This is a genomic window from Nocardia pseudovaccinii (assembly GCF_050942345.1).
Taxonomy (GTDB): Bacteria; Actinomycetota; Actinomycetes; order Mycobacteriales; family Mycobacteriaceae; genus Nocardia; species Nocardia pseudovaccinii.
The window spans coordinates 8,401,900-8,426,790 of record NZ_CP192074.1 but is presented as its reverse complement, the minus strand read 5'-3'; the positions used below and the strand labels follow the sequence as shown (position 1 = coordinate 8,426,790).

6 protein-coding genes, 1 tRNA gene and 1 pseudogene are annotated in these 24,891 nt (G+C 67.5%); 6 read left to right on the top strand and 2 right to left on the bottom strand.

What is annotated here, in order from left to right; genetic code table 11:
- Positions 1-41 precede the first annotated feature (41 nt).
- The gene (locus ACQPZ2_RS37995) at positions 42-1,580 is read left to right on the top strand and encodes a flavin-containing monooxygenase (protein ID WP_433527630.1); all 1,539 of its coding nucleotides are present in this window, start codon (positions 42-44) and stop codon (positions 1,578-1,580) included.
- On the opposite strand, the gene ACQPZ2_RS37990 is transcribed toward ACQPZ2_RS37995, so the two are convergent.
- On the bottom strand, positions 1,553-2,785 hold the full coding sequence (locus ACQPZ2_RS37990) for an FAD-dependent oxidoreductase (protein WP_433522816.1): 1,233 nt from the start codon (positions 2,783-2,785) through the stop codon (positions 1,553-1,555). The genes ACQPZ2_RS37995 and ACQPZ2_RS37990 overlap by 28 nt on opposite strands.
- An 80-nt stretch (positions 2,786-2,865) precedes the next feature.
- On the opposite strand from ACQPZ2_RS37990, the gene ACQPZ2_RS37985 reads away from it, so the two are divergent.
- On the top strand, positions 2,866-3,333 hold the full coding sequence (locus tag ACQPZ2_RS37985; protein ID WP_433522815.1) for a MarR family winged helix-turn-helix transcriptional regulator: 468 nt from the start codon (positions 2,866-2,868) through the stop codon (positions 3,331-3,333).
- Positions 3,334-3,383: 50 nt separating this feature from the next.
- Entirely contained in the window at positions 3,384-4,100 is a 717-nt protein-coding gene (locus ACQPZ2_RS37980) for a hypothetical protein (RefSeq protein ID WP_433522814.1), read from the top strand.
- 1 nt (position 4,101) lies between these two features.
- Here ACQPZ2_RS37980 and ACQPZ2_RS37975 read toward each other — a convergent pair whose 3' ends face one another.
- Positions 4,102-4,515, bottom strand: coding sequence for a VOC family protein (locus ACQPZ2_RS37975; protein ID WP_063044765.1), 414 nt, complete (start codon positions 4,513-4,515; stop codon positions 4,102-4,104).
- Positions 4,516-4,616: 101 nt separating this feature from the next.
- On the opposite strand from ACQPZ2_RS37975, the gene ACQPZ2_RS37970 reads away from it, so the two are divergent.
- The 3 genes and pseudogenes from ACQPZ2_RS37970 to ACQPZ2_RS37960 form a co-directional block, all read left to right on the top strand.
- Positions 4,617-4,690: transfer RNA gene (locus tag ACQPZ2_RS37970), tRNA-Met, on the top strand.
- Positions 4,691-5,446: 756 nt separating this feature from the next.
- Positions 5,447-19,294 carry a type I polyketide synthase gene (locus tag ACQPZ2_RS37965; protein ID WP_433522813.1) on the top strand — a complete coding sequence of 4,616 codons (13,848 nt, stop codon included), beginning with the start codon at positions 5,447-5,449 and terminating at the stop codon, positions 19,292-19,294.
- 11 nt (positions 19,295-19,305) lie between these two features.
- A pseudogene (locus tag ACQPZ2_RS37960) lies at positions 19,306-24,846 on the top strand (SDR family NAD(P)-dependent oxidoreductase); the annotation flags it as partial.
- Between the last annotated feature and the right edge of the window lie 45 nt (positions 24,847-24,891).

Sequence of the window (24,891 nt, the reverse complement as noted above, 5' to 3'; positions counted from 1 at the left end):
CGCAGACTGGAACAATGAGGCCAGCATCGCGCAGCGATTCGATGAGGGGCGGTGGTCGGGTGACGGGTGGGCCGGAGACCGCCGTAGTTCCGGACCACCTCGATGTCGTGATCGTCGGCGCCGGGTTGTCCGGCATCGGCGCGGCGTATCGGCTGCAGACCGAATGCCCGGGCAGAACCTATGCCGTGCTGGAGGCGCGCGAATCGCTGGGTGGGACGTGGGATCTGTTCCGCTATCCCGGAATTCGCTCGGATTCGGATATGTTCACCCTCGGCTATCCGTTCAAGCCGTGGCGGGATGCGAAGTCGATCGCCGACGGTCCGTCCATTCTGCGCTACGTCGAGGAGACGGCCGCGGAATTCGGCATCGACCGGCATATCCGCTACGGCACCAAGGTGGTCGGGGCCGACTGGTCCACCGCATCGGCGCGCTGGACGCTCACCATCGAGCAGCGCGATGCTGCGGGCGGCACCACGCGGCGCACACTGACCTGCAATTTCCTCTACGCCTGCGCCGGGTACTACAACTACGACCAGGGCCACTCCCCGGATTTCCCTGGCATCGACTCCTTCGCCGGACAGGTCGTGCATCCGCAGTTCTGGCCCGAGGATCTCGACTACGCGGGCAAGCGCGTCGTGGTCATCGGCAGTGGTGCGACGGCGGTCACGCTGGTGCCCGCGATGGCCGAACAGGCCGAATCGGTGACGATGCTGCAGCGCTCGCCGACCTGGATCAGCGCCGTTCCAGGCCGCGACAAGCAGGCCGACAAGATCCGCGAGCTGGTGCCGCCACAGTTGGCGCACCGCGTGATCCGCACCAAGAACATCCTGTTCAGCATCGGTTTCTATCAGTACTGCCGTCGCCGCCCGGAGGCCGCGCGCAAACTGCTCACCGGGCTGACGGCACGAATCCTGAAGGATGAGAAGGCCGTTGCCGAGCACTTCACGCCGAAGTACGACCCGTGGGATCAGCGGCTGTGCGCCGTACCGGATGCCGATTTCTTCAGGGCGATGAAGAAGGGGAAGGCGCAGGTCGTCACCGACCACATCGAATCCTTTGTGCCCGAGGGAATTCGGCTGAAGTCCGGTCGAATCCTGGAGGCGGACATCGTGGTCACCGCGACCGGGCTGCAATTGCTGGCCTTCGGCGGCATCGTGCCGCAGGTCGACGGAGCGGCGGTGAACCTGTCGGAACAATTCGTCTGGCAGGGTGCGATGCTCACCGGTGTACCGAATTTCGCGGTCTGCATCGGCTACACGAATGCCTCATGGACGTTGCGTGCCGACCTGACCTCGCGGTTGGTCTGCAAGGTCATCAACCACCTGGACCGCAATGACTACGCGGCCGTGGTGCCGAAGCCGGAAGGCAAGCTCGACGAGCGCCCGCTGCTCGATCTGGCGTCGGGCTACATTCAGCGTTCGATCGGCGACTTTCCACGTCAGGGTGACCGGCATCCGTGGAAGGTGCGGCAGAACTATCTGCTCGACTCGGCCACGACCATGCGCACCAGTTTGCACAAGACGCTTTCACCCACGCCGCGCGCGGCCGTCCGTCACGCCGACCTCTCGGTTACCCGCTGAGCCCGTGGCACCGGCTGGGCCCAGTCGATCCGGTAGTCGAACATCCAGTTCAGCGGGGTGACACCGGCTTTGGCCGCCTTCTTCAGGAAGTAGGGCGTGAGCATGCGGACCAGTAGGCGGGCGAGTCCGTTCGACGCCTTGTCCCCACTGGTCTCCGCGCCATAGGCGACCACCTTCTCGACCCGCTCGCGGCGGCGGTCCTCGAAGGCGGCCAGGGCCGCGGCGGTATCCGGGATATCGCGCAGGCAGATCGCCAGTGTCAGGGCATCTTCCACCGCCATGGATACGCCCTGGCCGGAGGAGGACGCCACGGCGTGGGCGGCGTCGCCGACGATGACCATATTGTCGTTGTGCCACTTGGTGACCGTCGGCATGTCGTACTGGTTGAAGGCGGGGACGAAGACGTCATCCGTTGTGGCGGAGACGATCCGGGCGGCCGGGCCGCGATCCGCCGACAGCATTTCGACGAGTCGCGCTCGCCAGTCCACCGATTCGGCCGGTGAAAGTTCCTGTGTCCGGGGCATATTGGCGAACCACCAGATCTCGCCGTCGGGTGCGACGAAGTAGCCGAAGAATGCCTTCTTCCCGAAAATCATGCTGTACACACCGGGCCGCAACCCGAGTTCGCGATGCAGCCTCCGATCGGTGACGAATCCGCCGAGCCCGTAGATGCCGAGGAAGTGCGCCGCCGGGGCGGACGGATCGATGATTTCCCTTGTACGAGACCGTATTCCATCGGCACCGATCAGTACGTCGGCGTCCATCGTGGTGCCGTCGGCGAAGGTCGCACGCACGCCGTTCTCGGTCGATATCGCGTCCATCAGCCGCTTGCTGTACTCGAACCGCACGCCGCGTCGCACCGCTTCGGTATTCAGCGCTCGATACATATCGCGCCGCTTGATGCTGTGCGTGACGGTGCCATCGGGCAGTGTGCCGCCGATCGGCATATCGGTGATGTGCTTGCCGCTGCTGGTCGCGAACGACAGTGTGGCGGTCGGGTGCCCGATCTCGGTGACCACCTGATGCGCGTCCAACAGCGCCAGCGCCGACAATCCGTTCACCGCCACCGTCAGATACGCGCCGATCTGCTCGGCTGCCGCCTCCGCGTACGCCTCGCACACAATCGGCTCCAGTCCGGCCCGCTGCAGTGCCATCGCGGTGACCGGCCCGGCGATCCCGCCCCCGATGATCAGCGCCTTCTTCATGGTGTGCCTCCGAAATCTCTCTTGGCTCTGCTGTATCTTGATTATCAAGACATCAGTAGTTTGACGATCAAGAGGCTTGAATGTCAAGAGAAAAGTTGGAGCTGGCCGAACTGCGCGCCGAGCTCGGCCGCGAGGCGCAGGCGCTACAGGCCGCGGTCGATGCCGTCGACCAGGCGGCCGCGACCAATCTCGGCGTCAACCGCACCGACCTGCGCTGTCTGGAAATCCTGTGGCACGGCGAATCCACCCCTGGCGCTCTCGCCGCCGAACTGGGCCTGACCAGCGGCAGCGTGACCACCATGCTGGACCGTCTCGCCAAACTCGGCTACGTCGTCCGCCAGCCGGAACCGGGGGACCGCCGCAAGGTCGTCATCCGCATTACCGACGCCGCGATGGCCAAGGTCATGCGGATCTACGGGCCGATCGCCGAGGAGGGTGCGGGCGAGGTCTCGCGCTACAGCGCAGCGGAACTGCGCCTCGTCCTCGACTATCTGCGTCGCTCGCGTGAGCTGCAGGAGCGCCACCGCACCCGGATCACGGAGCTCTGAAATACCTTCCGCAAGTGGGTGCTCATGGCGACAGCTGACATGATCACCCCATGATCGAATTGCGTAATGCACGGTGGGCAGTGGCAATGGTGGCGGCCGCGGTACTCGTCGCGGGCTGCGGCAGCAAGGACGACTCGGCGGATCACTCGAGTTCCTCGGCGCCGACCACGCCTCGCGAGCAGTTGGTGCTGACCCCGGAGGAATTCCCCGCGGGCACAAAGAAACTCGATCTGCCGCCGGAGCAGCTGCAGTCGACGGTCGGCGATCTCACCGCAACCCAGCAGAACGCCACCTTCACACCGGCGGAGTGCGGTTCCACGCAGCAGGATCTCGGGGCGGCGACCAAGGAACTGCTCGCGCAGTCATCCATCTCCGCGGCGACCGGTAAGTCGGGCCAGATCTTTGTCGAATTCGTCTCCGGGCGGACCGGAGATCTGCAACGGATCGCCGACGGCAATAAGCGCTGCGGTTCGGTCGAGGTGGTAGCGACCTACGATGGCCATCAGGTCACCGCATCGGAGCGCGTCACGAGTCAGCCTGTGCCCCAGGGGCTGAATGGCGCGAACGCGATCGCCTATCACGCGACCAGCACCGCGACGACGGATGCCAGCGCCAAACCGCTGACCCAGAACGCATACCTGGGCTACGCCGAGGTCCGGGGCATCACGGTCGCGGTTCGCGTTGCCGCGCTGGATGATTCGCTCGACCAGGCGGCCTTCGACCAGTTCTTCGTCGCAGCGGTGCAGAAGGTGGTGAAGGCGGCCTAGCCTACTTGCGGACGATCAGTTCCAACGCGATATTGTCCGGATCCCGGAATTCGAGGATATAGCTGAACCCGATGTCCTTGATGTCTTCGCGCGCGACCCCGCAGTCATCGAGATGCGCTGCGGCAGCCTCCAATTCGGCCAGCGAGTTCAGTGGGAACGCGAGATGATCGAGCCCGACCCGATCTTCGTCGAAGCTGTCGGTGCCGACCGGCCGCAACCCGATCATCCCGTGCTCCATCCGATAGATCACCCCGCCGAACAGGAACCCGAGCCGCTCCCGCGTCGCCTCATCCGCATCGGCGGGCACCTCCAGCGCGACCGGCCATCCGAACACCTTCTCGTAGAACGCCCGCGACCGATCGATATCGCAAACTGTCAGTCGCACATGGGCAATGGCACTAGTGGCAATCGGCATACCCCCCATGCTCGCACCCACCGCCGATTACCCGCTGGTTAACCCCTCTCACCTGCCGTTTAGGTAAGCGCCGACCCATGCTGTAGCGTTGTCTCTACCGACGCGGGGTGGAGCAGCTCGGTAGCTCGCTGGGCTCATAACCCAGAGGTCGCAGGTTCAAATCCTGTCCCCGCTACTAGGGAAATGGCCCGGAACACTTTGTTCCGGGCCATTTTTCGTTTTCGCTCCGGCGAACAGCATCGTCGGTGGAGGTCCCGGTCGCAGCAAACGATCAGAACGCGGACCGGATCGCCTTCCCATATTTGGAAAGTTCACTCGGACGAGGTCTGCTATTCCTGGTGTAGCGATGCCCTGAGGAGACCAATGCTTTACACCGCACAACCACGCCGGAGCCGTCTGGTGATCACCGCCTCGAGCCCGTTGCTCGTCCTCGGTCGCGGTAACCATCGGGAAGCTACTGGCCGGTTGACAAGGTCAAGATCGTCAAATTACTGTTCAGTACGATGAATCGCGTTCTACTGTTCGAAAATTCGAAGGATCATCGTGCTGATCCATATCGCTGTCGCGTAGGTGCTGTGTACGCATCTCGCGGCAGATGTTTCGGGCACCACCCCCTCTTGTGCGCGCCTAGGCATTCTGGCGTACCCACGTAGCGCTTCGATCGTCAGCATCGTTTGCTGATTATTTGCCCTACTGAGTCCGGTGGTGCACCGTGTCCAGTCTGGGCTTAGCCTGAGCCATCTCCTCGGAGCCCCAGGTCGCTTGCGGAAGACGCTCCGCATCATTCAGGGCTCTTCGCTGATCCTCGACCGCGTCGGAATCCGTTATGTCCGTATCAGGAATCGCCTGATTCCTTTGCCGTAGACAACAAACACACTCGTCAGAGGCTTTACGGCGGGTCCCCAACCTGCCTTGGGAAGGATGTTCAGAGGTGACCGGATCGGCGTTCGAGGTCGCTATCGTCGGCATGTCCTGCAGAATGCCGGGCGCGGCCGATCTCGACAGTTTCTGGCAGCTGCTCAGAGAGGGGCGCGCCGCGATCGGCACGGCTCCCCCGGGGCGGGAGAGCATCACCGAGCGGGCGGGATTCGTCGACACCGTAGGGGAATTCGACGCGGACTTCTTCGGGGTCTCGCCCAATGAGGCGCGCGCAATCGATCCGCAACAGTTGCTGGCACTGGAATTGAGCTGGGAGGCGCTCGAGGACGCGGGCTTGGCCGCCACGGCGCGCGAGGCCCGCCGGTGCGGTGTGTTCCTCGGCAGCACCGGAACCGATTTCGCCGAAATCCTGGCCTCCCAGGGTGGCCCAGGTGTCAGCCGCCACTCACTGTGGGGTGTCGGCCGCGGCATCATCGCGAACCGCATCTCGAACTACTTCGGCTTCAGCGGCCCGAGCATCCTGGTCGACAGCGCCCAGGCATCCTCGCTGGTCGCGGTGCATCTGGCCTGCGAGAGCCTGCGCAGCGGTGAGAGCGATGTGGCCCTGGCCGGCGGCCTGAACCTGATTCTGTCGCCCACCAGCGGTGCGCGTATCGAGCAATTCGGCGCGCAGTCGGCGCTCGGCGCCTGCTACACCTTCGATGCGCGGGCCGACGGGTTCGTGCGTGGCGAGGGTGGCGGCATGGTGGTGCTGAAACCACTGGCGCAGGCGGTCGCGGACGGCGACCGGATCCATGCCGTCATCCGCGGCAGTGCGGTCAACACCGGCAACGAACGCCGCGTGCTGACGGCCCCGAGCCGGGATGCGCAGGCGGCGGCGATCCACTCCGCGCTGACCGCGGCAGGCATCGAGGCGCCGTCGGTGCAATACGTCGAATTGCACGGCACCGGAACACCCGCCGGTGATCCGGTGGAGGCCGCCGCGCTCGGCGAAACCTACGGTGTGCATGGAGAGCGGGATGCGCCACTGGCCGTCGGATCGGTCAAGACGAATATCGGGCATCTGGAAGGTGCCTCGGGTATCGCGGGTCTCATCAAGACCGTGCTCTGTCTGAGCCGCCGAGAACTGGTGGCCAGCCTGAACTTCGAGACGCCGAATCCACGAATTCCGCTCGCGGACTTGGGTTTACGCGTGGTGACGGGCGCCGAGAACTGGCCCCTGGCCACCGTGCGCAGGGCAGGTGTGTCCTCGTTCGGCATGGGAGGCTCCAATGCGCATGTGATCGTGGAGCAGGCGCCCGCCGTCGGGTCCGCCGCGTCCACGGCAGATGGCGCGGACGGTGCGGTGCCGTGGGTGGTATCGGCCCGCAGCGCGGAAGGTGTGCGGGCGCAGGCAGCCAGGCTGCGGGAGTGGCTGCTCCGCCATTCGGAGCAGGATGCGGCCGACGTGGCGTACTCGCTGTTGGCCACCCGAGCCCAGATGCGGTGGCGCGGCAGCGTCGTCGGGCGGGATCGAGCGGAGCTGCTGGCTGGTTTGGCGGCCCTGGCCGACCCGACCGCGCCCGCCGTGGCGATCGACCCGGCAACCGAGCGGGCCGAGCGGCGGCGGGTCGCGTTCGTCTTCCCGGGACAGGGCAGCCAGTGGGAGGGCATGGCGCTTGGCCTGCTGGATTCGGGTGGGGCGTTCGCGGAGTCGATCGCGGAATGTGAAGCGGCACTTGCGTCGTACGTGGACTGGTCGCTGACGGCGGTGCTGCGTCGCGACGCAGACGCGCCCCCGCTGGATCGTGTGGACGTGGTGCAGCCGGTGCTGTTCGCGGTGATGGTCTCGCTGGCCCGGATGTGGCGCGCGGCCGGTGTGGAGCCGGACGTGGTGATCGGCCATTCCCAGGGCGAGATCGCCGCCGCCTACATCGCTGGTGGACTGTCGCTGTCCGATGCGGCGCGTGTGGTCGCTCTCCGGTCCCGGGCAGTCGCCGATGAGCTGGCCGGACAGGGCGGTATGGCCTCGATCGGACTCGGCGCGGATGCGGTACGGGAACGTTTGTCGGCGTATGGGGACCGGCTGTCGCTGGCGGCGGTGAACGGCCCGGCACAAAGCGTCATAGCCGGTGATGTTCCGGCGATGGCGGAGTTTCTCGCCGCCTGCGCCCGCGACGGTGTGTGGGCCCGCCGGATTCCGGTTGATTACGCGTCACATTCGAAGGCGGTCGAGCGGCTACGCGATCGGTTGCTCGAGGAACTGGAGCCGATCAGCCCGCGATCCGGTTCGGTACCGTTCTTTTCCACGGTATCGGCCGAACGGTTGGATACGGCGAAACTGGACGCCGATTACTGGTATCGGTCGCTGCGGGAACCGGTTCGATTCGCCGATGCCGTGACGGCGCTGATCGCGGGCGGCATCAACGCGTTCGTCGAGTCGAGTCCGCATCCGGTGCTCACGATGGGCATCGGCGTAACCGCCGAGGCGGCCGGTGCGGCCGAGGGCGTATCCGTTGTCGGATCGTTGCGGCGCGGTGCGGGCGGGCCGGAACGGTTCACAGCGTCGCTGGCACAGGCCTATTGCGCTGGCGTGCAGGTGGATCCGCGGGTATTGGTCCCCGGTGGCGCGCGGGTCGAACTGCCGCCGTACGCGTTCCAGCGGCGCAACTTCTGGGCCGGTGTACCGGTCACTTCCGGTGGCTTCACCGGTGCGACAACCGATGTCGATGCGGCAACTGAGGAGCACATTTCCGAGGGGCGACTTCCCGACGGCGATGAGCAAGGCGGAGCGCGGGACGACAGCCCGCTGGCGCGCACGCTGCTGGCCACCCCCGAATATCAGCGCGACACAGTGGTTCTCGACATTGTCCGCGCGCACGCCGCTGCCGTGCTCGGCCACGAGTCGGCCCGATCGATCCACCCCGATCTGCCGTTCACCGAGTTCGGCTTCGACTCCGTCAGCGGGGTGGAGCTGCGGAACCGACTGATACGGGCCACCGGTGTGCCGCTGCCGAAGACACTCATCTTCGACCATCCGACCGCGGGTGCGATCGCGGCGCTGCTACGGGCGCAGGTCACGGGCACCGACCGCGGGCAGCGGCGGGTATCGCGGCGCGGGACGCCGGACGAACCGATCGCGATCGTCGGCATAGGTGCCCGATTCCCGGGCGGTGTGCGATCCGCCGAGGACCTGTGGGAGCTGGTGGCCGCGGGCCGGGACGCGATCGGCGAATTCCCCGCCGACCGCGGCTGGGACCTGGACCGGCTGTTCGACCCGGACCCCGACAAACCGGGCAAGGTATACACCCGTCACGGCGGATTCCTCAGTGGTGCAGGCGATTTCGACCCTGGCTTCTTCGGTATCAGCCCGCGCGAAGCATTGGCGATGGATCCGCAGCAGCGGCTGTTGCTCGAAACAGCCTGGGAGGCCCTGGAGGACGCGGGCATCGACCCGGTGTCGTTGCGAGGCAGCGACACCGGTGTCTTCGCCGGTGCCTGCTTGTCGGGTTACTCGCGGCGAGTGACCGGTGACCTGGAGGGTTTCCGGCTGACCGGCACGTCGCACAGCGTCATCTCGGGTCGCGTCGCGTACGCGTTCGGCCTGGAAGGTCCGGCGGTGACGGTGGACACGGCGTGCTCGTCGTCGCTGGTGGCGTTGCATCTGGCATGCCAGGCACTGCGCCAGGGCGACAGCTCGCTGGTGCTGGCAGGCGGTGTGACCGTCGCGGCCAGCCCGACTCTGTATGTGGACTTCTCCCGCCAGCGCGGCCTGTCACCGGACGGTCGCTGCAAGGCGTTCTCGGCCGCCGCCGACGGCGTCGCGTGGTCGGAGGGGTCGGGTGTGCTTGTGCTCGAACGACTTTCGGATGCGCAGCGGCTCGGTCACAACATCCTGGCCGTCGTTCGCGGTAGTGCGGTGAACCAGGACGGCGCGAGCAACGGCCTGACCGCACCGAACGGTCCGTCGCAGGAGCGGGTGATCGTGCAGGCCCTCGCCAATGCGGGGATCTCGGCGGTCGACGTGGACGCGGTGGAGGCACACGGGACCGGCACGACTCTCGGTGATCCGATCGAAGCACAGGCGTTGATCGCCGCCTACGGACAGGATCGCGGCGATCGGGAACCGTTGCGGATCGGGTCCTTGAAATCGAATATCGGCCACGCGGTCGCCGCGGCCGGTGTGGCCGGTGTGATCAAGATGGTGCAGGCGATGCGGCATGAGCGGCTGCCGAGGACGCTGCACGCCGAAACGCCGACGCCGCACGTGGATTGGGCCGCGGGCGCGGTGCGTCTGTTGACCGACGCCGAACCGTGGACCGCGGGCGATCGAATGCGCCGGGCGGGTGTGTCGTCATTCGGGATCAGCGGCACCAACGCGCATGTGATCCTCGAAGAAGCACCGCCCGTACCGGTCGCGGCTGCCGAGGGCGACATCGAAGACGACGCGGATCGGCAGTCGAACGTGCCGGTCACCGCGCTGCTGGTGTCGGGCAAGGGCGAGGCAGGTCTGCGCGCGCAGGCCGCCCGGCTGCGTACCTGGTTGGCGGAGCGACCGGAGATCGACGTCGCGGATGCGGCGTATTCGCTCGCGACGTCGCGGGCGCAGCTGGATTCGCGCGGTGTGGTTCTCGGTGGCGATCGGGACGAATTGCTCGAGCGGCTTGCGAACCTCGCCGAATCGGGGACCGGCGCCGGTGTCATCACGGGTGCCACCGGTTCGGGGACGACGGCATTCTTGTTCACCGGTCAGGGTGCACAGCGGATCGGTATGGGCGCCGGGTTGTACGAGGCGTTCCCGGTATTCGCGGACGCGTTGGATTCGGTGTGCGCCCAGTTCGATCCGCTGCTGGAGTGCTCGCTCGAAGACATCATGTTCGGCGGTACCGGTGCCGAGGTTCTGGATCGGACCGAGTTCACCCAGCCCGCGCTGTTCGCCTTCGAGGTGGCGCTGTATCGCTTGCTGGAATCCTACGGCGTCACCCCGGACGTGTTGATCGGCCATTCGATCGGAGAAGTCGCGGCCGCGTATCTCGCGGGCCTGTGGTCGCTCGAGGATGCGTGCCGGTTGGTGGCGGCGCGCGGCCGTCTCATGGGTGCGTTGCCCGAGGGCGGTGCGATGCTGGCCATCGGGGCGTCCGAAACCGATGTGCACGAGGTCCTCGCGCGATACCCCGATCGAGTGTCCATCGCTGCGGTGAACGCGCCTGAGGCCCTGGTGATTTCGGGCGACGAGGACGCGGTCGCCGAGATCGGGGCGCTGTTCGCCGAGCGCGGCAGCAAGACGTCGCGGCTGCGGGTGAGTCACGCCTTCCACTCGCATCGGATGGAGCCGATGCTGGCCGAATTCGAGTCTGTCGCAATGGACTTGACGTACCACCGACTGCGCCTACCGGTGGTGTCGAACGTGTCCGGCCAGCTGGCTGGGGACGAGGTCATGGAACCCGGCTACTGGGTTGGGCAAGTGCGGGCCGCGGTGCGTTTCGCGCCGGGTATCGAGACATTGATCTCCTCGGGCGTACGCCGATTCCTGGAAGTCGGGCCCGACGCGGTGCTGGCGGCGATGACCCGGCAGACCCTCCCGGAGGGTGTGGAATCGGTGGTTGCCGCGGCCGCACGCCGGGATCACGATGAGCCCCGGCAATTCCTGACGATGCTGGCGCATGCTCACACGTCCGGTGTGGGCGTGGATTGGACGCCACTGTTCCGTCGCCCGGCGGCACTACGAATTCCCCTGCCCACCTACGCCTTCCAGCATCAGCGATTCTGGTTGCCGCCGCGTCCCGATGCCACCGGCGACCCCATCGGCCACCCGTTGCTCACCGGTGTGGTGCCGGTTGCCGGTAAGGACGAGTTCGTTTTCACCGGCCGGTTCTCGCTGTCGACCGACCCGTGGGTCGCCGACCATATGACCTACGGCACCGCGGTGCTGCCGAGTGCGACCCTGGTCGAGTTCCTGCTCGTCGCGGGCAGCAGAATCGATTGCGGCGTCGTCGAGGAGCTGACCCTGGAGGCTCCGATACTTCCGACAGAGGACGACGAGGTCGAGCTCCAGGTGTCGGTACAGGAGCCCGACGCGACCGGGCGACGGCCGTTCAACTTCTACTTCCGTAAGACAGGCCGCCGCGCGGGTGAGTGGGTGCGCAACGCCAGCGGCGTACTTGCCCCCTCCTGGGACGGCAATGACGCTCTGCTGGACCGGCTGCGCGACGAATCGTGGCCGCCTGCCGACGCCGAAATCCTCGACACCTCATGGATTCCCGAGCGGATCGCCAAGGGATCCGGACTCGAATACGGTCCGGCGTTCATCGGTGTCGACGCCGCATGGCAGCGGGGCGGAACCGTCTTCTCCGAGATCACCTTGGATACGGCCGCCGCATCCGGACCGGAGCGGTTCGATCTGCATCCCGCTCTGCTCGACCTGGTGATGCACGCCGGGTTGGCCGGGCTCGTCTGGCACGATCAGGACAGCGATCCGAACACCGGCCGGTTGCTGTTCCGCTGGGGCGGGGCGCGACTGCATCAGCCGCTGGTCAAGGCGACGACGCTGCGGGTCATCGCGGTCGCGAGCGGCCCGGAGACGATCTCCGTTGCGACCGTTGACGATTCGGGACGGCCCGTGATCTCCGTCGACGCGGTCGTCATGCGGCCCTACGACGTGAAACAGATGCGCGCCACACTGGCCGGGGATGACGCCGACCTCTACGAGATCCAGTGGACGCAGGCACCGGCGGCGTCATCGAGTCTGTCCGCGGACCGGATGGCCGTACTCGGTTCGGTACCGGTCGACGGAATCGAAACCTGCTACCCGACTCCATCAGAAATCGTTGCGGCACAAGTGATTCCGGATGTCGTGTGGTGGCATCCGGAGGTCATCGATGCGGCCGAGGATTCGGCGGTCGTTCGCGGCCATCTGGAAACGGTCTTGGCGACGGTACAGGCCTGGCTGGCCGAAGATCGTCTGGCCGACACTCGGCTGGTCGTGGTGACGGCGAACGGTGCCGCGCTGCCGGGCGCGGCTCCGAATCTCGCCGCGGCAGCCGTCTGGGGCCTGATGCGCAGCGCCCAATCCGAATATCCGGGCCGGTTCATCCTCCTCGACGCCGACTCGTCGGCCGCCGCGGCCATGGATCACCCGACGCTGGTCGGCGCGGTGATCGCGGCAGACGAACCGCAGGCCGCGGTGCGCGACGGCGCACTGCTCGTGCCGAGACTGGCGAAAGCACGAGCCGAGCACGATGCCGAGCCCGGCACGTCGTTCGGCGCAGGCACCGTACTGATCACCGGCGGCACCGGTGGCCTCGGCGCACTCGTGGCTCGGCATCTGGTCGCCGCATACGGCGTCCACCGTTTGCTGCTGGTGTCCAGGCGTGGCGAAACTGCCGATGGTGCAACGGAACTGGTTTCCGAGCTGTCGGAAGCAGGCGCTGCTGTCAGGGTGGCGGCCTGCGACGTAGGCGATCGAGCAGCCCTGCGTTCGCTGCTGGATTCGATCGAGCCCGACCATCCACTGACCGGCGTCGTCCATGCGGCGGGAGTCCTCGACGACGGCACCCTCGCGGGCCTGACCGCCGAGCAACTGCGGCGCGTGTTCGACTCGAAGGCCACCGCCGCTCGGCACCTGCACGAGCTCACTCGCGACCGTGACCTGTCGGCCTTCGTGCTGTTCTCCTCTGTCGCGGCAACGGTCGGATCGGCGGGACAGGGCAACTACGCGGCGGCCAACGCATTCCTCGACGCGCTGGCGCACCGTCGCCGAGCCGAAGGGCTGTCCGCGATTTCGCTGGCGTGGGGGCCCTGGAATTCCGCCGCGGGGATGACCGGCGCCTTGGACCGCAGCGCCGTCGCCCGCTGGGAACGGCTCGGCCTGCACCCACTCCGGAACGACGAAGGTCTCCGGCTGTTCGATGCGGCCACCGGCCGCGCCGCCGCGCACCTGGCGGCGATCGGGTTCGACCCGGCGCAGCTGCGGCGCGAAGCACGCAACGGTGCGGTGCCGACCGTGTTCCGCGGTTTCCTGCCCCGCACCACGGACCGGACCGCGGCCGCGTCGAGTTCGCTGGGCACACGACTGAGCCGGGTACCGGAGGGCCGACGCGCCGAGGTGGTGCTCGACCTGGTCCGGGAGCATGCGGCGGCCGTGCTCGGACACGGTTCCGCCGACGACATCAGCCCCGACGAGCGATTCGACGCACTGGGATTCGACTCGCTCGGCGGCGTCGAATTCCGCAACCGGCTGTCGAAGGCGACCGGTGTCCAGCTGCCGTCCACTCTGGTCTTCGACCACCCCACCGCCGCGGCGGTCGCCACCCTCTTGCACGCCAAGATCGAGGGAACAGCATCCGGTCCAAGGACCGCACGGGTATCGCGCCGCGTCCGCGTGGACGAGCCGATCGCGATCGTCGGCATGAGCTGCCGATTCCCCGGCGGCGTCCGAACCCCGGAGCAGTTGTGGGATCTGGTGCGGTCGGGGACCGATGCCACCACCGAATTCCCGAACGATCGTGGCTGGGATCTGGAGCGGCTGATCGACCAGGACCCGGACAAGCCCGGCACGGTCTACAGCCGCGGCGGCGGATTCCTGGACGACGCAGGCGATTTCGACGCCGGATTCTTCGGAATCAGCCCACGCGAAGCCCTGGCCATGGATCCGCAGCAGCGGTTGCTGCTGGAAGCATCGTGGGAGGCACTGGAGGAATCCGGAATCGACCCGAACACATTGCGCGGCAGCGATACCGGTGTGTTCGCGGGTGCGTGCGCCTCCGGATATGTCGATCGCGTGACCGGCGACCTGGAAGGATTCCGGCTGACCGGCACCACCCACAGTGTCGTCTCCGGCCGCGTGGCCTACGTGTTCGGCCTCGAGGGACCGGCGGTCACGATCGATACCGCATGCTCGTCCTCACTGGTGGCCATGCATCTGGCGTGTCAGGCCCTGCGTCAGGGCGAAACATCGCTGGCCGTGGCCGGTGGCGTCACCGTGGCCGCAACCCCTTATCTCTCCGTGGATTTCGCGCGGCAACGCGGCCTGTCGCCGGATGGCCGATGCAAGGCGTTCTCCGCCGCGGCCGACGGTGTGGCCTTCGCCGAGGGCGTGGGCGTACTGATCCTGGAGCGGCTGTCGGACGCGCAGCGGCTGGGCCATGATGTCCTGGCCGTCATCCGGGGCAGTGCGGTGAACCAGGACGGTGCGAGCAATGGCCTGACCGCGCCGAACGGTCCGTCGCAGGAGCGAGTGATCGCGCAGGCCCTCGCGAATGCCGGGCTCACACCCGCCGACGTGGATGCCGTGGAAGCGCACGGGACCGGCACTCCGCTGGGGGACCCCATCGAAGCCAACGCGTTGATCGCCGCATACGGGCAGGATCGCGGCGATCGGGAGCCGCTGCGCATCGGATCGATCAAATCGAATATCGGTCACACCGTCGCGGCGGCCGGTGTCGGTGGCGTGATCAAGATGGTGCAGGCGCTGCGACACGAAACCCTGCCCCCGACCTTGCACGCGGAAGCGCCGTCCCCGCACGTGGATTGGTCCGCGGGCGCGGTGCGCCTGCTGACCGGGCCGGAACCGTGGCGCGCGGGGGGAACGGTTCGCCGGGCAGGTGTGTCCTCGTTCGGCGTCAGTGGCACCAACGCCCACCTGATCCTCGAGGAAGCGCCCGCCGCGCAGCCTGTCGTCTCGCCACCGGCCACCGAGCGCCCGCACACGGCGGTGCCATGGCTGGTTTCGGCCAAGAGTGCGAACGCCCTGCGGGCACAGGCGGCGAAACTGCAGCAGTGGCTTATCGATCACCCCGACGCCGATCCGGCGGATGTGGCCTATTCGCTCGCCACGACACGTGCGCGGCACGAGTGGCGAGCGGCGATCCTCGGTTCCGAGCGCGACGAACTGCTCGCGCGGCTGGCGAAGCTGGTCGCCGGATCCACCTCGGCCGGAGTGGTTTCCGGCACCGCGGGCTCGGGGAAGACCGCCTTCCTGTTCACCGGTCAGGGTGCGCAGCGGGTCGGTATGGGCGCGGGTCTCTCCGAGGCCTTCCCGGTATTCGCCGCGGCGCTGGACGAGGTGTGCGCCCGGTTCGATCGGCTGCTCGGATGTTCCCTGAAGCAAGCGATGTTCACCGGACACCTGATCGACGATCAGGGCGTCACCGCTAGCGACTGCTTGTCAGGTCGCTCGAAAGGGTCAGCCAGCGACTGCTTGTCAGGTCGCTCGAAAGGGTCAGCGGAGACCGGGATTCTGGATCGCACCCGACTCACCCAGCCCGCGCTGTTCGCGTTCGAAGTGGCGCTGTATCGGCTGCTGGAGTCGTTCGGGCTCGTCCCGGACATGGTGATCGGGCACTCGATCGGTGAACTGGCCGCGGCGTATGTGGCCGGTGTTTGGTCACTGGAAGACGCCTGCGAGCTGGTCGCGGCACGAGGGCGGCTGATGGATGCGCTGCCCTCGGGCGGCGCGATGCTCGCGGTCGCCGCGTCCGAGACCGAAATCGGCACGGCGATCGCCGGATTCGGTGATCGGGTTTCGGTGGCGGCGGTGAATGCGCCTGCGGCCGTGGTGATCTCGGGTGACGAGGAGGTCATCGACGAGATCGACCGGCTGTTCACCGAGCGCGGCCGCAAGACGAGCCGACTGCGGGTGTCGCACGCGTTCCATTCCCATCGGATGGACCCGATGCTGGCGGAGTTCGAGACCCTCGCGGCGGGAGTGACCTTCAACGCCCCGCGAATTCCGTTGGTGTCGAACATCTCCGGCCGGATCGCGGGAGATGAGATCCTGGATCCGGGGTACTGGGTGTCACAGGTGCGCGCCGCGGTGCGTTTCGCGCCCGGAGTCGAGACGCTGGTGGCGTCGGGCGTGCGCCGGTTCCTCGAAGTCGGCCCCGACGCCGTGCTGGCGGCGATGACGCGGCACACGCTGCCCGCGGAGGTCGAGGCTCGATCGGTGGTCGCCGTGGCGGCCCGTCGCGATCACGACGAGGCCGAGCAGTTCCTGACCATGCTCGGCCACGCGCACACCGCCGGGCTGGCCGTCGACTGGAATCCGTTGTTCGCCACCCGCCAGGTATCACGAATTGCCCTGCCCACCTACGCCTTCGAGCATCGGCGGTACTGGCTCGAACCCGGCCCGGGTGAGTCCCGGAACGCGACCGCGGAACACCCGCTGCTCACCGATGTGGTGCGAGTGGCCGACCGCGACGAGTGGCTGTTCACGGGGCGGCTCTCGCTGCGCACCCATCCCTGGATCGCCGACCACACCACCTACGGCGTGGTGCTCGTCCCGAGTGCCGCGCTCATGGAGATGCTGCTGGTCGCGGGTCCGCGGATCGGATGCGGCGCCGTGGAGGAGCTCATCCTCGAGACGCCGATCCTCCCGCAGGCGGACGGCGAGGTCGAACTCCAGGTACTGGTGCGCGAACCGGATGCCACGGGACGTAGATCGTTCACGTTCCACTACCGCCTCACCGGCGATAGGACCGACAGCGAGTGGACGCGCAACGCCAGTGGCGTGCTGAGCGGTCGCCAGCTGATCGACATCGGACTGATGGACATGCTGCGAAACGCGCCGTGGCCGCCGGTCGACGCCGAACCGGTCGATACCGACTGGATTCCGGCCCAGGTGGCGCGGGCCGCCGGACTGGAATACGGCGCCTCCTTCATCGGCGTCGACGCCGCATGGCGCAGCGGTGACACGGTTTTCTCCGAGGTCACCCTGAGCCAGGAATTCCCGGCCGACCGGTTCCAGCTGCATCCGGCGCTGTTCGACATGGTGATGCATGCGGGAATCGCCTGTCTGATCTGGCCCGACCACAAGGGCGATCCCGCCGAGGGCAAACTCCTGTTCCGCTGGGGCGCAACGCAGATCCACACCACGTCCACGGTCAGGACGTTGCGGGTGATGGCCATCCAGCGCAGCGGTGAGGCGATCACCGTCGTGGCCGTCGACCAGGACGGAACTCCGGTGGTCACCATCGACGAAGCGGTCATGCGCTCCTACGACGTCCAGCAGTTCCGTGCCACGCTGCCGGGCGGACGCGCGGCACGGTACGGGTTGCGCTGGGCGACGGTGGAGATCCCCGACGGACACGCCCCGGCCGGGAGCGCGGCTGTGCTCGGAGCCGCGCACGTGGACGGAATCGACCAGCGGTATCCGGATCTGACCACGCTCGCTTCGGCTTCGATCGTTCCGGACGTCGTGGTGTGGTCCGAAGCCGCTGCGCTGCACGGTGATTCGCAGTCGTCCGCGCGCAATCGGGTCGATGCCGCCTTGCGCACGGTGCGAGATTGGTTGGCCGACGAGCGATTCGCGCGGTCGCGGCTGGTCGTGCTGACCAGCCGTGCGGCAGCCCTGCCCGATGAGACGCCGGATACCGCATCGGCCGCGGTATGGGGGTTGATACGTAGCGCTCAGACCGAATATCCGGAGCGGATCGTGCTGCTCGACGCGGATGAATCCATTGGTGCACAGCATATTTCGGCCGACTCGATCCGAGCCGTGCTGGAGACCGGGGAGCCGCAGGTGGCAGTGCGGGGCGACCACGTCCTGATACCGCGACTGGAGGCGCTGACCTCGGGAGGTGTCGCAGAGCAAGTATCGTTCGGGTCCGGAACCGTGCTGATCACCGGCGGGACCGGGGGATTGGGCGCGCTGCTGGCCCGGCACCTGGTCGCCACGCACGGTGTGCGGCGACTATTGCTGGTCTCGCGACGTGGCGAGCGTGCCGACGGTGCAACGGAACTCGCGGCGGAACTCTCCCGATCCGGCGCCGAGGTGCGGATCGCCGCCTGCGATGTCACCGACCGCGACGCGCTTCGGGAGCTGCTGGCCGGTCTGCCCGCGGAGCACGCGCTCACCGGTGTCGTCCACACGGCGGGCGTGCTCGACGACGGCACGTTCCACACGCTCACCGGTGACCAGGTCGATCGGGTGTTCGCTCCCAAGGCCGATGCGGCGTGGCATCTGCACGAGCTCACCCGGGACCTGAATCTGTCGGCGTTCGTGCTGTTCTCCTCGATTGCCGGCCTGATCGGTTCGGCCGGGCAAGCGAATTACGCTGCCGCGAACAGCTTCCTGGACGCCCTCGCGATGCAACGCCGCGCCGCGGGACTGCCTGCACTCGCACTCGCCTGGGGACCGTGGCAGCAGGACATCGGCATGACCGGCGCGTTGGATCGCACGGCCATGAACCGGTTGGAGCGACTGGGCCTGGCTCCGCTGGACCGCGCCGACGGCCTGCGGTTGTTCGATGAATCGCTGACCACGGCCGAACCGGTGTCAGCGCTGTTGCAGCTGGATACCGACAAACTGCGCCTGGAAGCGCATACCGGTCCGATTCCGGCGGTGCTGCGCGGGTTCGTCCGGGCACGCGGCCGGTCGGCCCCGGCATCGAGTGGTGAACTGTCGCTCGGGGAGCGTCTGCACGGTGTGGCCGAGGCGAAGCGACGTGGGGTCGTCCTGGATCTGGTGCGCGAACACGTGGCGGCGGTGCTGGGTTACGGGTCGGCCCACGACATCGGACCCGATCGCGGCTTCAGCGAACTCGGCTTCGATTCCCTAGGCGGAGTCGAATTCCGGAACCGGCTCTCGAGGGTGACGGGCCTGTCGCTGCCCTCGACCTTGGTCTTCGACTACCCGACCGCGGGAGATGTCGCCGACTACCTGCTGGCGGAGACCGCGGTGGCAGCGCCCGCGCAACCGACATCGGCGGTGCCTGACGACATCGCGCGGCTCGAGGCCCTGCTCGAGCGGATCATCGCCGACGGCAGCGACAACGACGAGACCGTCGCCGGATTGCGGGGCGTCAACGAGCGCCTGCGCACCTACCTGACCGGCACATCGTCGGACGGTGCCTATGACGATCTCGAGTTCCGTTCCGACAGTGAGCTGTTCGACCTGATCGACGAGGAGTTTGGCCCAGCATGAGCAACCCCGCCGCCAGCAACGAGGAACGGCTCAGCCGGTATCTGCGCAAGCTCACCGGAGACCTCCGCGCCGCCAAGAAGCACATCCAGCATCTGGAAGAACGTGCGGGCGAACCGATCGCGATCGTCGGCATGAGCTGTCGGTATCCGGGCGGTGTCGAGACTCCGGCGCAGTTGTGGGATCTGGTCGCTTCCGGCACCGACGCGGTCGGTCCGTTCCCGGCCGACCGAGGCTGGGACCTCGAGCGCCTGTTCGACACCGATCCGGATATGCCGGGGACCATCTACACCCGGGAAGGCGGATTCCTGGACGCGGCAGGCGATTTCGATGCGGGATTCTTCGGAATCGGCCCGCGCGCGGCCGAGGCGATGGATCCGCAACAGCGCCTGTTCCTGGAAGCGGCGTGGGAGGCATTGGAGGACGCCTGCATCGATCCGGCGACGCTGCGCGGCAGCGACACCGGAGTGTTCGCCGGTGTGATCCACCAGGACTACGGCCCCCGCGTGGGTTCGCCGGGCCTGACCGCAGAGTCGGAAGGCCATGCCTACCTGGGTGTTTCGGCCAGCGTTCTGTCCGGACGGGTCGCCTTCACCTTCGGGTTCAAAGGTCCGGCACTCTCGGTGGACACGGCTTGCTCGTCGTCGCTGGTCGCCCTGCACCTCGCGTGTCAGGCGTTGCGTCAGGGCGAGACCTCGCTCGCCTTGGTCGGCGGGGTCACCGTGATGTCGGACCCCACGCTGCTGATCGCCTTCGGCAGGCAGCGTGCGCTTTCGCCGGATGCGCGGTGTAAGGCCTTCGCGGCAGCGGCGAACGGGACCGGATTCTCCGAGGGCCTCGGCATGCTCGCGGTCGAGCGGTTGTCGGATGCGCGCCGTCACGGCCACCAGATCCTCGCCGTCATCCGCGGCAGCGCGGTCAACCAGGACGGCGCCAGCAGTCGTCTGACCGCACCGAACGGTCCTTCGCAGGAAAAGGTGATCGCGCAGGCCCTCGCCAGTGCCGGTCTGACGCCCGCCGACGTGGATGCGGTCGAAGCGCACGGTACCGGCACCACCCTCGGCGACCCGATCGAGGCGCAGGCGCTGATCGCCGCCTACGGACGCGATCGCGCCGGAGATCCGCTGCGCATCGGCTCGCTCAAGTCGAATATCGGACACACCTCCGCCGCGGCCGGTGTCGGCGGTGTGATCAAGATGGTGCAGGCTATGCGGCACGAAATCCTGCCCGCGACACTGCATGTCGATGCTCCGACGCCGCATGTGGACTGGTCGGCGGGGTCGGTGCGGCTGCTCACCGAGGCAGAACCGTGGCCGATCGGCGAGCGGGTGCGTCGCGCGGGCGTGTCCTCATTCGGCGCCAGCGGAACCAACGCGCACCTGATTCTGGAAGAGGCCCCCGTCCTGGCGGAGGCTCCCGCCGAACCGGCGGACGACACCGCCGATCGTGCTGCAAAGGTGGTCGCCGCCGATGTCTCCCCATGGCTGCTATCGGCGAAAACCGAGGACGCCTTGCGTGCGCAGGCGGCCAAACTGCGGCAATGGGTGACCGAAAACCCCGATTCGGCAGTCGAAGACATCGGCTATTCGCTGCTGACGACCCGCGCCCGGCTCGACTGGCGGGCCGCAGTAGTCGCCGACGACCGCGACACGATGCTCGCCGGACTGGCAGCACTCGCGGAACACGGATCGGCGAGCACCGCCGGTGGCGTGACGGCGGGGCAGGCGGTGACGCGCAAGGCAGCCTTCCTGTGCACCGGACAGGGCGCACAGCGGGCCGGGATGGGACGTGAACTGTACGAGGCGTTTCCGGTATTCGCTGCCGCGCTGGACGAGCTGTGCGAGCAGTTCGATCCACTACTGGGCGGTTCGCTGAAGCAGGTGATGTTCACCGGTCAGCTGGCCGATGGCAGCACTGACACTGTTCTGGATCGGACCGAGTTCACCCAACCCGCGCTGTTCGCATACGAAGTCGCCCTGAGCCGACTCCTGAACTCGTTCGGCGTGACACCGGATGTCCTGGTAGGACATTCGATCGGTGAGCTGGCCGCCGCGTACATCGCCGGTATGTGGTCGCTCCCGGACGCTTGCCTGCTGGTCGCGGCGCGTGGCCGCCTCATGGGGCAGCTGCCCGAAGGCGGCGCGATGCTGGCCATCGCGGCGAGCGAGCACGAGGTATCCGCGGCTCTCGTCGGCCATGACGACCGAGCGTCCATCGCCGCGGTGAATTCACCCGCAGCCGTTGTGGTTTCCGGTGACGAGGACGCCGTGGCGGCACTCGAGCAGTGGTTTGCCGATCGCGGGCGCAAGACCTCCCGGTTGCGGGTGTCGCACGCGTTCCATTCCCACCGGATGGAACCGATGCTGGCCGAGTTCGCCGCTGTCGCACGGGATGTGACCTACCATCGCCCGCAGATTCCACTGGTATCGAATCTCTCCGGCCGGATCGCAGGCGATGAAGTGCTGGAATCCGCTTACTGGGTCCAGCAGGTGCGGGCGGCCGTTCAGTTCGCCCGGGGCGTAGACACCTTGGTGGCCTCGGGCGTGCGTCGATTCCTGGAAATCGGTCCGGACGCGGTGCTGACGGCGATGACCCGGCAATGCTTGCCGGAAGATGCCGAAGCACAGTCGTCGGTGATTGCCGGTGCACGTCGAGGGCGTGCCGAGGTCGAGCAGTTCGTCAACTGCCTGGCACACGCACATACGGTCGGTGTCGATGTCGACTGGAGCGGGTTCTTCGCCGCTCGTCCGGTCTCGCGAGTGTCGTTGCCCACCTACGCTTTCCAGCGTCGTCGCTACTGGCTCGAACCCTCGCTCGGCACCGCCGGTGTCGAATCCGTGGGTTTGCGTGCGGTGGAACACCCTATGTTGGATGCGACATTGCCGATGGCGGATGGTGGTGTCGTCCTGACCGGGCGGCTGTCACCGCTGTCGCAGCCGTGGTTGGCCGACCATGTCATCGGCCGGGTCTTGTTGTTGCCGGGGACCGGGTTCGTTGAGCTGGCGTTGCGTGCCGGTGCCGAAGCCGGGTGCCCGGTGATCGAGGAATTGACGCTGCAGGCGCCGCTGGTGCTGCCCGCGGCAGGCGGTCGGCGGATCCAGGTCGTCGTCGGCGGGCCCGCCGACGAGTCCCCGCAGCGGCCGATATCGATCTACTCGCGCGGTGAACACGACCACGACGGACAGTGGGTGCTGCACGCGCGCGGCCTGTTGACCGCCCGGGACGACACGGCCGAACCCGAACTCGGGGCATGGCCGCCCGCCTCGGCGACCGGTGTCGATGTCGCGTACACCAAGTTCCTGACGCGTGGTTACGAACTGGGTCCGGCCTTTCAAGGTGTGCGGGCGCTGTGGCGGCGCGGCGAGGAGGTATTCGCCGAGATCGCCGCGAATGCGGAGACCGGGGTGCGCGGGGAAGGATTCGGGATCCATCCGGCATTGCTGGACGCGACTTTGCAGGCGGGACTGCTGGCCGGTGTGCTCGAGATCGGAGCCGGACAGGCGGTGTTGCCGTTCTCGTGGGAGTCGGTGTCGCTGTACGCGACCGGAGCGTCGGTGTTGCGTGTGCGTCTGACGAGGACCGGATCGTCGGTGTCGGTGTGGGTGGCCGACGAGCAGGGGCAACCGGTGCTGTCGGGGTCGGTGACGATGCGGCCGACGCCGCTGGAGCAGCTCGCCGCGGCCGCCGCGGGTGCGGGCGGTCCGGCCGATCGGGTGCTGGAGTTGGTGTGGTCGCCGACCGCGTCCGAGTCCGCGGCGATGGATGCGGGTGTGGGTTGGTGGGACCGTTTGGATCCGGAGTCGCCGGTGCCCCCGGTGGTGGTGGTCGAGGCCGGGGCCGGGGGGAACGAACACACCGGCAGCGACGTCGTGGCCACTACCCATTCCGAGGTCGCACGGATTCTCGAGGTGGTGCAGGCGTGGCTGGGCCAGGACCGGTTCGCTGCGAGCACCCTGCTGATCGTCACGCGCGGCGCGGTCGCGCTGGCCGGTGAGGACCTCACCGATCTCGCCGGTGCCGCGGTGTGGGGCTTGGTGCGTACCGCGCAGACGGAGGATCCGGGCCGAATCGTGTTGGTGGATGCGGATACCGGTGTCGACGAGCGACTCGCGGCCACCGTTGTGGCCGTGGACGAACCCCAGGTCGTCGTGCGCGCCGGGGTCACCCATGCCGCTCGACTCGTCCGACCCACAACGCTCACATCTGTTACGGACGACGATGCTCGCGCCTTCGGTGCGGGGACGGTGCTGATCACCGGCGGCACCGGCGGTTTGGGTGCGGTGGTGGCCCGGCATGTGGTCACCGAGCACGGGGTGCGGTCGTTGCTGCTGGTCAGCCGCCGTGGCCCGCAAGCCGAGGGGGTCGCGGCGCTGTCCGCCGAGTTGGAGCAGCTGGGCGCGCGGGTTCGGGTGGTGGCGTGTGATGTCACTGATCCCGGCGCGGTGCGCCGCCTGGTGGCCGAGGTGTCCGAGCCGTGGCCGTTGACCGGGGTGATCCATGCCGCGGGCGTCCTCGACGACGGGGTCATCGCGGCATTGACCGCGTCCCGGGTGGATGCGGTGCTGGCGCCGAAGGCCGACGCCGCCTGGTATCTGCACGAGGCGACCGCGGATCTGAATCTCGCTGCGTTCGTGGTGTTCTCGTCGTTGTCGGGCACGATCGGCGGCCCCGGGCAGGCCAACTACGCGGCGGCGAACACCTTCGTCGACGGTCTGGTGGCCCACCGGCGAGCACGAGGGCTGGCCGGTCGGTCACTGGCCTGGGGGCCGTGGGCACGCTCCAGCGGCATGACCGGACACCTGACCGATGCCGATGCGGCCCGGACGATGCGCGCCGGATTCACCGCGTTGTCGGACGAGCAGGCCTTGGCCGCATGGGATTCGGTGCTCGAAACGGGTCCGGGCCACGCGGTGATCGCCGGGGTGGATACCACCGCGATCCGCGCCCTGGCCGATGCCGGACTGCTGCCACCCCTGCTGCGGGAACTGCTACCACCGGCCGCCATCCGTCCGGCGGCGACCTCGATGGTGATATCCGGTCTGCGGCAACGGCTTGCCGGTCTGGATGCCGATCGGCAGCGGAAGGTCGTGCTCGATACCGTCCGTGAGCACGTGACGGCTGTGCTCGGCCGGGACGTCGTGTCGGCACTCGATGCCGACCGCAGCACCTTCCAGGACCTGGGATTCGATTCCTTGGGTGCGGTCGAGTTGCGCAACCGGGTCAAAGCCGATACCGGCCTGGCGCTGGCGGCCACCGTGGTTTTCGACTACCCCACACCGGCCGCACTGGCCGAGTATCTCCGCGAACAACTCATCGACGGGCCAGGCGAAAAGCCGGTTCGTTCGATCGACGCGGTATTCGAGGATTTGGAATCCGCCCTCGCGACCGGAAATCGGGGCGAGGAGGAAAGTGCCCGGATCGTGGCTCGGTTGCAGTCCATTGCGACCAGTTGGGCAGCTCGAATCGACACCGCTGGTGTCCATCGCGATGACGATGTGGAAAACGCCGACGAAGCAGAGCTTTTCGCGATTCTCGACAGCGAATTGGAAGCCTGAGCACTGAATTCCTCGAGCTTGGCTCGAGTTCGGAAGGATTGCGGG